General features: G+C 70.5%; 8 protein-coding genes. 6 read left to right on the top strand and 2 right to left on the bottom strand.

Annotation, left to right across the window (positions count from 1 at the left end):
* Positions 1 to 4: 4 nt before the first annotated feature.
* The 5 genes from nuoL (at position 5) to OG259_RS17705 (ending at position 7,107) form a co-directional block, all read left to right on the top strand.
* Complete coding sequence (gene nuoL, locus OG259_RS17725; protein ID WP_328943139.1) at positions 5 to 1,900, top strand: NADH-quinone oxidoreductase subunit L; 1,896 nt, start codon at positions 5 to 7, stop codon at positions 1,898 to 1,900.
* A 5-nt stretch (positions 1,901 to 1,905) separates the two neighbouring features.
* A complete protein-coding gene (locus OG259_RS17720) occupies positions 1,906 to 3,477 on the top strand; it encodes an NADH-quinone oxidoreductase subunit M (protein ID WP_328943138.1) in 1,572 nt (523 codons plus the stop codon).
* Positions 3,474 to 5,135: an NADH-quinone oxidoreductase subunit NuoN gene (gene nuoN / locus OG259_RS17715; RefSeq protein ID WP_328943137.1), complete on the top strand. Its 1,662-nt coding sequence runs from the start codon at positions 3,474 to 3,476 to the stop codon at positions 5,133 to 5,135. The genes OG259_RS17720 and nuoN overlap by 4 nt, the downstream gene beginning before the upstream one ends.
* A 155-nt stretch (positions 5,136 to 5,290) precedes the next feature.
* The gene (locus OG259_RS17710; RefSeq protein WP_328943136.1) at positions 5,291 to 6,232 is read left to right on the top strand and encodes an AraC family transcriptional regulator; all 942 of its coding nucleotides are present in this window, start codon (positions 5,291 to 5,293) and stop codon (positions 6,230 to 6,232) included.
* A gap of 50 nt (positions 6,233 to 6,282) precedes the next feature.
* The gene (locus OG259_RS17705; protein ID WP_328943135.1) at positions 6,283 to 7,107 is read left to right on the top strand and encodes a dioxygenase family protein; all 825 of its coding nucleotides are present in this window, start codon (positions 6,283 to 6,285) and stop codon (positions 7,105 to 7,107) included.
* 9 nt (positions 7,108 to 7,116) lie between these two features.
* Here OG259_RS17705 and fahA read toward each other — a convergent pair whose 3' ends face one another.
* Positions 7,117 to 8,343 carry a fumarylacetoacetase gene (fahA, locus tag OG259_RS17700; protein WP_328943134.1) on the bottom strand — a complete coding sequence of 409 codons (1,227 nt, stop codon included), beginning with the start codon at positions 8,341 to 8,343 and terminating at the stop codon, positions 7,117 to 7,119.
* Between the two features lie 291 nt (positions 8,344 to 8,634).
* Between fahA and OG259_RS17695 the strand changes: the two genes are divergently transcribed.
* On the top strand, positions 8,635 to 9,981 hold the full coding sequence (locus OG259_RS17695) for a hypothetical protein (protein ID WP_328943133.1): 1,347 nt from the start codon (positions 8,635 to 8,637) through the stop codon (positions 9,979 to 9,981).
* A 39-nt stretch (positions 9,982 to 10,020) separates the two neighbouring features.
* Here the strand turns inward: OG259_RS17695 and OG259_RS17690 are convergent, their stop codons facing one another.
* Positions 10,021 to 12,018 carry a CocE/NonD family hydrolase gene (locus OG259_RS17690; RefSeq protein ID WP_328943132.1) on the bottom strand — a complete coding sequence of 666 codons (1,998 nt, stop codon included), beginning with the start codon at positions 12,016 to 12,018 and terminating at the stop codon, positions 10,021 to 10,023.
* Positions 12,019 to 12,052 lie beyond the last annotated feature (34 nt).

The raw sequence follows: 12,052 nt of genomic DNA, 5'->3' as shown, positions 1-12,052 counted from the left end.
AACTGTGGACAATCTGATTGCGCTGCTCATCGCGGCGCCTCTGCTGGGAGCAGTCGTCCTGCTCTGCGGCGGGCGGCGGCTCGACAAGGTCGGGCACTGGATCGGCACGCTCCTCGCGGGCGCCTCCTTCGCCATCGGCCTGGCACTCTTCGCCGACATGCTCGGCAAGAGCGCCGACGACCGGACCATGTACCAGCGGCTCTACACCTGGATCCCCGTCGAGGGCTTCCAGGCGGACATCGCCTTCCAGCTCGACCAGCTGTCGATGACCTTCGTCCTGCTGATCAGCGGGGTCGGCACGCTCATCCACGTCTACTCCATCGGATACATGGAGCACGACGAGCGCCGCCGCCGCTTCTTCGGCTACCTCAACCTGTTCGTCGCGGCGATGCTGCTGCTCGTCCTCGCCGACAACTACCTGCTCCTGTACTTCGGCTGGGAGGGCGTCGGCCTCGCCTCGTACCTCCTGATCGGCTTCTGGCAGCACAAGCCCACCGCGGCCACCGCCGCGAAGAAGGCCTTCCTGGTCAACCGGGTCGGCGACATGGGCCTCTCCATCGCCATCATGATCATGTTCACCACCTTCGGCACCTTCGCCTTCGGGCCGGTGTTCGGAGCGACCGGCGAGACCAGCGAGGGCAAGCTGACCGCGATCGGTCTGATGCTGCTCCTCGCCGCCTGCGGCAAGTCGGCCCAGGTGCCGCTGCAGTCCTGGCTCGGGGACGCGATGGAGGGCCCGACCCCGGTCTCGGCCCTCATCCACGCGGCCACGATGGTGACCGCCGGTGTCTATCTGATCGTCCGCTCCGCCGACATCTTCAACGCCGCCCCGGACGCCCAACTCGTCGTCACCGTGGTCGGCGCCGTCACGCTCCTCTTCGGTGCGATCGTCGGTTGCGCGAAGGACGACATCAAGAAGGCCCTCGCCGGCTCGACGATGTCGCAGATCGGCTACATGATCCTGGCCGCCGGCCTCGGCCCCATCGGCTACGTCTTCGCGATCATGCACCTGGTGACCCACGGCTTCTTCAAGGCAGGTCTCTTCCTCGGCGCCGGTTCGGTCATGCACGGCATGAACGACGAGGTCGACATGCGGAAGTACGGCGGCCTGCGGAAGTACATGCCGGTCACCTTCGTCACCTTCGGCCTCGGCTACCTCGCGATCATCGGCTTCCCCGGCCTGTCCGGCTTCTTCTCCAAGGACAAGATCATCGAGGCGGCCTTCGCCAAGGGCGGCACCGAGGGCTGGATCCTCGGCGCGGTCACCCTGCTCGGCGCGGCCATCACCGCGTACTACATGACCCGCGTGATGCTCATGACCTTCTTCGGCGAGAAGCGCTGGCAGGCCGACGAGAAGGGCGAGCAGCCGCACCCGCACGAGTCGCCCCGGTCCATGACGATCCCGATGATCCTGCTGGCCTTCGGGTCGGTCTTCGCGGGCGGGTTCTTCAGCATCGGCGACCGGTTCGTGAACTGGCTGGAGCCCGTCACCAACTTCGAGCACGGCCACCCGCCGATCAGCGCCGGGGCGATCACCACCGCCACCGTCGCCGTCATGGTCGTCGGAGTCGGCCTCGCCTACCTCCAGTACGGGCGCAGGCCCGTCCCGGTCGTCGCCCCGCGCGGCTCGCTGCTCACCCGGGCCGCCCGCCGCGACCTCCTCCAGGACGACTTCAACCACGCCGTCTTCGTCCGCGGCGGCACCCACCTGACCCGCTCGCTCGTCTACGTCGACCACTCCCTGGTCGACGGCGTGGTCAACGGCACCGCGGCCTCCGTCGGCGGACTCTCCGGCCGGCTGCGCAAGCTCCAGAACGGCTACGCCCGCTCGTACGCGGTCTCCATGTTCGGAGGTACGGCGGTGCTGATCGCCGCGACCCTGCTGATGAGGGCGGTGTAACTTCCATGTCCTTCCCGCTCCTTACGGTGACGGCAGCGGTTCCGGCGGTCGGTGCGATCCTCACCGCCGCCGTCCCCGCGGCCCGCCGCACCGCCGCCAAATGGCTGGCGCTGCTGGTCTCGCTCGCCACGCTCGTGCTCGCCGCCGTCGTCTTCGTACGGTTCGAGCCCGGCGGCGAGCGGTACCAGCTCACCGAATCGCACTCCTGGATCAAGGACTTCGGCGTCCGCTACGAGCTCGGGGTCGACGGCATCGGGGTGGCGCTCATCGCGCTGACCGCCCTGCTGATCCCGTTCATCATCCTGGCCGGCTGGCACGACGCCGACCCTCTGGAGACCTCCTCCAAGCGGTGGCGGCCCACCCAGGGCTTCTTCGCCCTGATCCTCATGGTCGAGGCGATGGTGATCCTCTCCTTCGAGGCCACCGACGTCTTCCTCTTCTACATCCTGTTCGAAGCCATGCTCATCCCGATGTACTTCCTCATCGGCGGCTTCGGCGACCGCGCCCACACGGGCTCCGACGAGAACGCGGCGGCCCAGCGCTCGTACGCGGCCGTCAAGTTCCTCCTCTACAACCTGGTCGGCGGCCTCATCATGCTGGCCGCCGTCATCGGGCTCTACGTGGTCGCGGGGAACTTCTCGCTCACCGAGATCGCCGAGGCGCGCGCCAACGGCTCCCTGGAGATGGCGACCAGCACCGAACGGTGGCTGTTCCTCGGCTTCTTCTTCGCCTTCGCGGTGAAGGCGCCGCTCTGGCCGCTGCACACCTGGCTGCCGAACGCGATGGGGGAGGCGACCGCCCCGGTCGCCGTCCTCATCACCGCCGTCGTCGACAAGGTCGGCACCTTCGCGATGCTCCGCTTCTGCCTCGGACTCTTCCCCGAGGCCAGCAAGTGGGCCACCCCGGCGATCGTCGTCCTCGCCCTCATCAGCATCGTCTACGGGGCGCTGCTCGCCGTCGGCCAGCGGGACATCAAGCGTCTGGTCGCCTACGCGTCGATCTCGCACTTCGGCTTCATCATCCTGGGCATCTTCGCGATGACCACCCAGGGCCAGTCCGGTGCCACGCTCTACATGGTCAACCACGGCATCTCGACGGCCGCCCTGATGCTCGTCGCCGGCTTCCTGATCTCCCGGCGCGGCTCGCGGCTCATCGCCGACTACGGCGGTGTGCAGAAGGTCGCCCCCGTCCTCGCCGGCACCTTCCTGATCGGCGGTCTCGCGACCCTGTCGCTGCCCGGACTCGCCCCGTTCGTCAGCGAGTTCCTCGTCCTGGTCGGGACGTACGCCCGGTACCCGGTGGCCGGCGTCATCGCCACCACCGGCATCGTCCTCGCCGCGCTCTACACCCTCGTCCTGTATCAGCGGACGATGACCGGGCCGGTGAAGGAGGAGGTGCGGGAGCTGCCCGACCTGCGGGTGCGTGAGCTCGCGGTGGTCGTCCCGCTGATCGCCGTCCTGATCTTCCTCGGGGTCTTCCCGAAGCCGCTGACGGACGTCGTCAACCCGGCCGTGCAGCACACCATGTCCGACGTCCAGCAGAAGGACCCCACCCCCGAAGTGGAGGCGGCCAAGTGAGCACCTCAGCCGTCGCATCCTCTGTCCACAGCCTGTGGACGACCGCTGCCGAACCGCTGGACAAGATCCCGGCACCCCACATCGAGTACGTCCAGCTCTCGCCCGTACTCATCGTGCTCGGCGCCGCGATCATCAGCGTCCTCGTCGAGGCCTTCGCGCCCCGCAAGGCCCGCTACCACAGCCAGCTCTTCCTCAGCGTCGTGGCACTCGTCGCCGCCTTCGCCGCCATCGTCGGCCTCGCGGCCGGCGGGTACGGCTCCACCAAGGCCCACATCGCGGCCATGGGTGCCATCGCCGTCGACGGACCCGCCCTCTTCCTCCAGGGCACCATTCTCCTCGCCTCCGTCGTCGCGATCTTCACCTTCGCCGAGCGCAGGCTCGACCCGGCCGACCACGGCCACAAGGTCGACTCCTTCGCCGCCGAGGCCGCCGCCGTACCCGGCAGCGACCACGAGAAGGCCGCGATCAAGGCCGGGTTCACCACCACCGAGGTCTTCCCGCTCGCCCTCTTCGCCATCGCCGGCATGCTCGTCTTCCCGGCCGCCAACGACCTCCTGACGCTCTTCGTCGCCCTGGAGGTCTTCTCCCTCCCGCTGTACCTGCTCTGCGCCGTCGCCCGCCGCAAGCGGCTGATGTCGCAGGAGGCGGCCGTCAAGTACTTCCTGCTCGGCGCCTTCTCCTCGGCCTTCCTGCTCTTCGGGATCGCCCTGCTCTACGGCTACGCGGGCTCCGTCTCGTACGCCACCATCGCCCAGGTCGTCGACGGCTCGATCGGCTCCGTGAACCCGGCGCTCGCCGACACCATGGGCAACGACGCGCTGCTGCTCATCGGCTTCGCCATGGTCCTCGCCGGGCTCCTCTTCAAGGTCGGCGCCGTGCCGTTCCACATGTGGACCCCGGACGTCTACCAGGGCGCCCCGACCCCGGTCACCGGCTTCATGGCCGCCGCGACCAAGGTCGCCGCGTTCGGCGCGATGCTCCGCCTGCTGTACGTGGTGCTGCCGGGCCTCACCTGGGACTGGCGGCCGGTCATGTGGGGCGTCGCCATCGTCACCATGCTGGGCGGTGCGATCGTCGCCATCACCCAGACCGACATCAAGCGGCTCCTCGCGTACTCGTCGATCGCGCACGCGGGCTTCCTTCTCGCCGGTGTCATCGCGGCCACGCCCAGCGGGATCTCGTCCGTCCTCTTCTACCTGGGCGCCTACTCCTTCGTGACGATCGGCGCCTTCGCCGTCGTCACCCTGGTCAGGGACGCGGGCGGCGAGGCCACCCACCTCTCCAAGTGGGCCGGGCTCGGACGACGTTCGCCGCTCGTCGCGGCGGTCTTCGCGGTCTTCCTGCTCGCCTTCGCCGGCATCCCGCTGACCTCCGGGTTCTCGGGCAAGTTCGCGGTCTTCAAGGCGGCGGCGGAGGGCGGCGCGGGCGCGCTCGTCGTGGTCGGTGTGATCTCCTCGGCGATCGCCGCGTTCTTCTACATCCGGGTGATCGTGCTCATGTTCTTCAGCGAGCCGAAGGCGGACGGCCCCACGGTCGCCGTGCCCTCGGCCCTGACGACGGTCACGATCACGGCGGGTGTGGCGGTCACGCTGGTCCTGGGCCTGGCGCCGCAGTACTTCCTGGACCTGGCGAACCAGGCGAGCGTGTTCGTCCGGTAGCTCCGGCCGTACGCGAGAAGGGCCCGGCTCGGGGGCGAGCCGGGCCCTTCGGCGTACGCGGGGGTGACCCGCCGGAGGTGTCCGTGCCATCGTGTGAGCCATCCCAATGGTCTGTACCAGTCGCCCGTACCAGTCGAGGAGAGGGGAGCCGCACCATGAGCGGCACGACCGCCTTACCAGGGACCCCGTGCACCGCCCCCAGAGCCGGCGACCCGCCCATGCACCGCCTGCAGGTCCGGCTCCCCGACCAAGTCCCCTTCGCCGCCGGGACCTTCGACACCATCGGCGCCATGTCCCGCGCGGCCTTCCCGCACCGGCACACCTTCTACGAGATCGTCCACGTCACCGCCGGCACCGGCACCCATGTCGTGGACCTCGCCCGCTGGGCACTCCACCCGCCCCACCTGGGCCTGATCCTCCCCGGACAGCTGCACCACTGGGAGGACGCCCACGGCCTCGACGGCAGCGTCGTCCTCTTCACCGAGGACTTCCTCCTCGACCACCCCGGCGACCGGGACCTCCTGCGCCGCCTCGGCGAACACCCCTGGCTCACCCTCGACGGGCCCACACACGCGCGAACCGGCCGTCTGATGGCCGAACTCATCGAGGAGTACGGGCACGGCGCCGACGGCTTCGCGACCGTCCTGCGTTCCCTGCTGCACGTCCTCCTGATCCGTACGGCCCGGCTCGGCGGCCCCGGCACCCACGCGCCGCCGCCCGGCAGGCCCGCGGCCGTCGCCGAGGAGTTCGCCGGGCTGCTCGCCCGTACCGGAGCGGAGGGCAGGACCGTACGGGAGTGCGCCGAGTTCATCGGAGTCACCCCGGGCTATCTCGCCGAGGCCGTCAGGGCCGCCACCGGCAGAACCCCCGGCGCCCTGCTGCGTGAGGCCCGCGCCCGGGAGGCCCAACGCCTGCTGGTGGGAACGGGATTGTCGATCCGTCAGGTGGCGGCCCGTGTCGGATTCGACGACCCCGCGTACTTCTGCCGCTTCTTCCGCCGCGAGACGGGCCGGAGCCCGGGGGACTTCCGGAAGCACCACGACAAACACCACGACCGCCGCGATGAGTCCATCGAAGGCGGCGCCCGGTCCGCCTAGGTTCAATGCCGATCCCCCCAGCCCCCCCCCCACACGAGGAGCAGGCAGGCATGGAGAACGAGACCACGACCGGGCACATCACCCGCAAGGCGGTACTGCGGGCCGCGCTCGCGGCCGGAATGGCGGCGCCCGCGGTCCTCATGGGCGTACCGGCACTCGCCCGCACCCTTACCGCCGGCGAGGCGGCACCCGCGCTCACGCCGGAGTGCGACGACGGCGACGACCCCACCCCGCAGCAGACCGAAGGCCCCTACTTCAAGCCCAACTCCCCGCTGCGGACAAGCCTGTTGGAGTCCGGCACCGTGGGTGTCCGGCTGACCGTCAGCGGCTATGTCTTCGGGCTCGCCTGCCGGCCGATAGCCGGCGCCCTGCTCGACTTCTGGCAGGCCGACACCAACGGCGCCTACGACAACACCGGCTTCCGGTTCCGCGGGCACCAGTTCACCGACGCCCAGGGCGCGTTCAAGCTCAGCACGATCGTGCCCGGCCTCTACCCGGGCCGCACCCGGCACATCCACGTCAAGGTGCAGGCCCCCGGGCGCCCGGTGCTCACCACCCAGCTGTACTTCCCGGGCGAGCCCCGCAACAACACCGACAGCATCTTCGACGCCCGGCTCCTCATGAGCGTGCGGGACGCGGGTGCCGCCAAGGAGGCGGCCTTCGACTTCGTCCTGAACGTGCCGCAGGGCCCCGGCCCGAGCCCGACGGCCACGGCCACGACGCCGCCGCCCGGCGGCAGTTGGGCCGCCGGGACCGCCTATCGGGCGGGGGACAGGGTCACGTACGGCGGCCCGGCCTATGTGTGTCTGCAGGCACACACGGGCCAGGCCGGCTGGGAGCCGCCGAACGTGCCCGCGCTCTGGCGGGCCGTGTAGGCGGGCCGATCAGGCCGAGGGGACGATCCGGCCCCGGACCTCGCCCAGCGCCACCCGGGTGCCGTCCGGGCCCGGAGCCCAGGCCGTCATGACGACCTCGTCGCCGTCCTCCAGGAACGTCCGCTTGCCACCCGCGAGTTCGATGGCGTCCCGGCCGTTCCAGGTGAGTTCGAGCAGCGAGCCGCGCTGGTTCACCTCGGGCCCGGACACCGTCCCGGAGCCGTACAGGTCACCCGTGCGCAGCGAGGCGCCGTTCACCGTCATGTGGGCGAGCTGCTGGGCGGCCGTCCAGTACATGGTGGAGAACGGCGGCTCGGCCACGACCTCGCCGTTGATCTCCACCGAGATCCGCACGTCGAAGCCGCCCGGCTCCTCCTCGGCCGCGTCGTCCAGGTACGGGAGCAGCGGGAAGTCCCGCGCGGGCGGGGCGGTCCGGGCGGCGTCCAGCGCCTCCAGGGGCGTCACCCACGCCGACACCGACGTCTGGAACGACTTGCCGAGGAACGGGCCCAGCGGCACGTACTCCCAGGCCTGCACGTCCCGCGCCGACCAGTCGTTGAGCAGCGTCAGACCGAACACGTGCTCCCGGAAGTCGTTGAGCGCGACCGGCTTCCCCAGCTGCGAGGGGGTGCCGACCAGGAAGCCGACCTCCGCCTCGATGTCCAGCTTGACGGAGGGGCCGAAGACCGGGGCCGGGTCCGTCGGCGCCTTGCGCTGCCCGGAGGGCCGTACGACATCCGTCCCGGAGACCACGACCGTGCCCGCGCGACCGTGGTAACCGATCGGCAGGTGCTTCCAGTTGGGGGTGAGCGCGTCGCCGTCGGGGCGGAAGATCCGGCCCACGTTCGTCGCGTGGTGCTCGCTCGCGTAGAAGTCGACGTAGTCCGCGACCTCGTACGGCAGGTGCAGCGTCACCTCGTCCAGCGGGTGCAGCAGCGGCTCGATGTCCGCCCGGTGCGCGGGCACCGTCACCCAGGCCGTGAGCGCCCGGCGGACGTCTCGCCAGGCGGTCCGTCCGGCCGCGAGCAGCGGGTTGAGGCTCGACCGGTCCAGAAGTGCCGCGTACGGGGAGCCGAGCGCGTGCGCCGCGGCACCCGCGTCCAGCACGTGCCCGCCGATCCGGACGCCGAGCCGGCGCCGGTCGGGCTCGTCGGCGGTGGAGAAGACGCCGTACGGGAGGTTGTGCGGGCCGAAGGGATCGCCCTCGGCCAGGTCGAGCGGGCTGTGCTCGGACATCGGTGCTTGCCTCGCTTTCCACGGGTGTGGGGGACACGTTACGGGGCGGGCGGCCGGGCGCGGATGACATGGATCACAGAGAAAGTGTGGCCTCCGTGGGCAACTGTCGGGCTTTGCGCGTTTTATGCGCGCCACGGGTGTCGACGCCCACTCCGAGCGCGAAAACAGCTCTCCCTTACGGCCGTTCCTGGCCATACGATCACGGTGGTATAGCGCCGCGTGAGGTTCCCGCAGGCGCGCGCCCCGCAATTTTCTTTCACCCTGACCTGACCAGGAAAAAGGTCCCGCACTGTGAAGATTCGTCGCATTCTCGCGACCGCCGTGGCCGCCGCTGTGACCACCCCGGTCGTGTTCCTCTCGGCTGCTCCCGCCTTCGCCGACACGAAGCCGACGCCCGCGTCCACGCAGAAGCCCGCGTCGGACGAGGACGACCACGACGGCGATGACTTCGCCGAGTACGAGAAGCTCCTGGCCGCCGTCACGGAGGCGGAGGAGAAGGTCGACGCGCTGGAGAAGCAGCGCAAGGCGCTGGAGACCGAGCTCAGGAACATGAAGCTCGACGAGGCCCTGGCGACCGAGGTCTCCGAGGCCTGGAAGGCTCTTGTCGCGGCCAAGGCCGCCACGAAGGCCGCCGACGAGGCGCTGGTCAAGGCCGAGGAGGCCCTCGCGGCCGCCACGCCGGAGCAGAAGGAGGCGGCCGAGAAGGCCGTCGCCGACGCGAAGGCGGCCGTCGAGGCGGCCGCCGCGACCCAGGCCGCCGCCGAGCTCCGGAACAAGAAGGCGGAGGAGGCCACGAAGCCCTTCCACGACGCGCGCGTCGCTCTCGCGACGAAGATCGAACGCCTGGACGCGGATCTGACGCTGGCCCGTGCCGACCTCACCGAGGCCGAGGAGGCTCTGGAGGAGTTCGAGGAGAGCGGCTTCGGGGAGTGCGAGGATGTGAACTCCCTCAACTCCCTCAAGGTCTCGCTGAGCGGCCCGAAGACGGTCACCGCCGGCCAGAGCGCCTCCTTCTCGCTGCGCGTGAGCAACCACGCCGAGCGGACGCTTGAGGAAATCCAGGTCGCCGTCAACGCCATGCGTCTCCCCGAGCCCGGCGAGGTCCTCGACGACGAGACGGACTTCGCCAAGCGGATCATCCCCGTCGAGTGGTCCTCCGCCGACAACCTGGAGTGGACCCCGATCACCGAGGAGTTCGACTCCATCGAGCTCGGCAAGCTCGTCAAGGGCGGCCAGTACGACGTGAAGCTCCGCCTCACGGTCCCCGCCGACGCCCCCGCGGGCGAGGGAACGATCTTCAGCTTCGGCTCGTACGAGAAGTTCGACGGTGACTGCGGCGACGGCGAGCAGTTCGCGCGGACCGAGTTCGACATCCTCGCGGCCAAGACCGACAAGCCGAAGCCGAAGCCGACCCCGTCGGAGACCACCGCGACGCCCACCCCGGCGCCCACCAGCGGTGGCAACGGCAACACCACCCAGCAGGGCGGCACCTCGAACACCCCGGTGAAGGGCAGCCTCGCCGCCACCGGTGCGAACGAGAACCTCACCCAGCTCGGCGTCGCGGCCGCCGCGACCGTCGCCCTCGGCGCCGGCGCGCTGGTGATCGCCCGCCGCCGCAAGGCCGGCACGAACGCGTAACCGGGCCCAGCTCCTCCCGATCCCCCGTACGGCGTGCGCTCAGCCCGCCGTGCGGGGGATCGTCTTCTCCCACGTCCGGTGGAAGACGACCTCCCCGCCCTCCTTGCACACCACCTCGTTCGTCGTGAAGAACGCGTCCGCGTCGCAGGTGATCTCCGAGCGGGTGTCGACCGTGACGTCCCAGGCCATCTCCGGGCGGTGGAGCCTGATCGCCCACTCCGAGCTCGTCCGGGCGGACAGGGGACCGCTCTCGTCGATCGTGTACGACTCCACCGCGTCCTCGGTGAACTCCAGGCCGTCCGGGTACACGCGCGTACCCCCGTATTTCGGGTCGACCTCCAGCCGCCACTCGCCCTTCGCCACGTCCCTGACCACCACCCGTTCCGGGCGGGGCTCCTCCAGGGTGCTCGGGTAGACCACGCCGAGCGGCTCCGACTGCTCCGGCTCCTCCCACTCGACGGCGTCCTGGGTGGGGCGGCGTACCGGCAGGGTGAGGGAGGAGCCCGCCGGGTCGAGGGTGAAGCCCGCCGCGTCGGGCTGCGGCCAGATCCACGGCCAGTACGTGGAGGAGACGCTGAGGCGCACCCGGTGGCCGGGCGCGAAGGCGTGGCCGATGCCGTTCAGTTCGAAGACGAAGCTCTCCCACTCGCCGACCTGCGCCTCGACGGCCCGGTCGCGGCCGTAGCGGGCGGAGAAGTTCAGCACGCCCCGGGTGACGAGGGTGGAGGAGCCGTCGGGTGCGATGTCGCAGAGCCGGGCGATGACCTGCCCGGTCGGGGCGTCCGAGCGCAGGGCCAGGCTCACCGACGGGCGGCCGAGGATCTCGACGGGGCCGCCGTCCTCCGGGACCGGGAAGTCGAAGCAGGCCGAGTGGGCGTCCTCGTCGCGCTGGTCGGGGGGCAGGTCGGCGTCGTTCCCGAAGGGGAAGAAGCGGCCCGCGTCGAGTCCGGTCTGCTGCGGCGAGTCGACCACGACCGGCACGCCCTGGAAGGCGTACGTGACGGGGGTGACGTTCGGGGAGGGCCAGGCGGGGTCGGTGACCCAGCGGCCCGGCAGCTCCTCGTACACCGTGGCCGGCAGGTGCGAGTCGCTGATCCAGGAGCGCAGCATCGGCTCGGCCATCACGTCGTTGTCGACGTCCTTGAGGTGGTGGTCCCACCAGCGCAGCGTCTCCTGGAGGAAGCCGATGGCCGGGCCGGGCGGCAGCCCGCGGTCCGGGTACTGGTGCGACCAGGGGCCGATGATGCCGCGCACCCGGTCCTGGGGGAGGTACTGGGCGAGCCGCAGGACGGTGTCGCGGTACGGGTCGTGCCAGCCGCCGACGGCGAGGACGGCGGCCCGGATCGCGCCGTAGTCCTCGCAGACGCTGCCGTGCCGCCAGTACGCGTCGCGGGTCTGGTGGGAGAGCCAGGTGTGCAGGAACGGTTCCACGGCCTCCAGGCGCTTCAGCCACAGCGCGCGCCACTCCTCGCCCACGTACCGCGGGTCGGGCGGGCGGCAGACGAAGGCGAGCATGGTGGCGGCCCAGGCGTGCATGTCGACGGCGAGGACCGAGCCGCCCATGTAGTGGACGTCGTTGTCGTAGCGGTCGTCGGTGGAGCAGACGGTGACGATCGCCTTGAGCGGCTCGGGGGCGAGGGCTGCGATCTGGAGCGAGTTGAAGCCGCCCCAGGAGATGCCGAACATGCCGACCTTGCCGGTGCACCAGGGCTGCTCGGCGAGCCAGTTCACGACGGCCACGCCGTCGGCGAGCTCGACCGGGTCGTACTCGTCGCCGGGCAGGCCCTCGCTGTTGCCGTGGCCGCGGACGTCGACGCGTACGGAGGCGTAGCCGTGGCCCGCGTACCAGGGGTGGCGCTGCCAGTCGCGGGGCGCCGTCCAGTCGGTGAGGCGGTACGGCAGGTACTCCAGGAGCGCCGGTACGGGCTCGTCGGTGAGCGGCCGCCACACGCGCGCGTACAGCTCGGTTCCGTCCGGCAGCGGGATGCGGATGTCCTCGTGACCGGTCTCGTACGGGAAGTCGGTACGGATCTTCATCGCGGATACCTCGGATACGTCGGGTGCCTCGCGG

It is taken from the genome of Streptomyces sp. NBC_00250, assembly GCF_036192275.1.
Taxonomy (GTDB): Bacteria; Actinomycetota; Actinomycetes; order Streptomycetales; family Streptomycetaceae; genus Streptomyces.
This window is presented reverse-complemented; position numbering and strand designations above follow the sequence as displayed.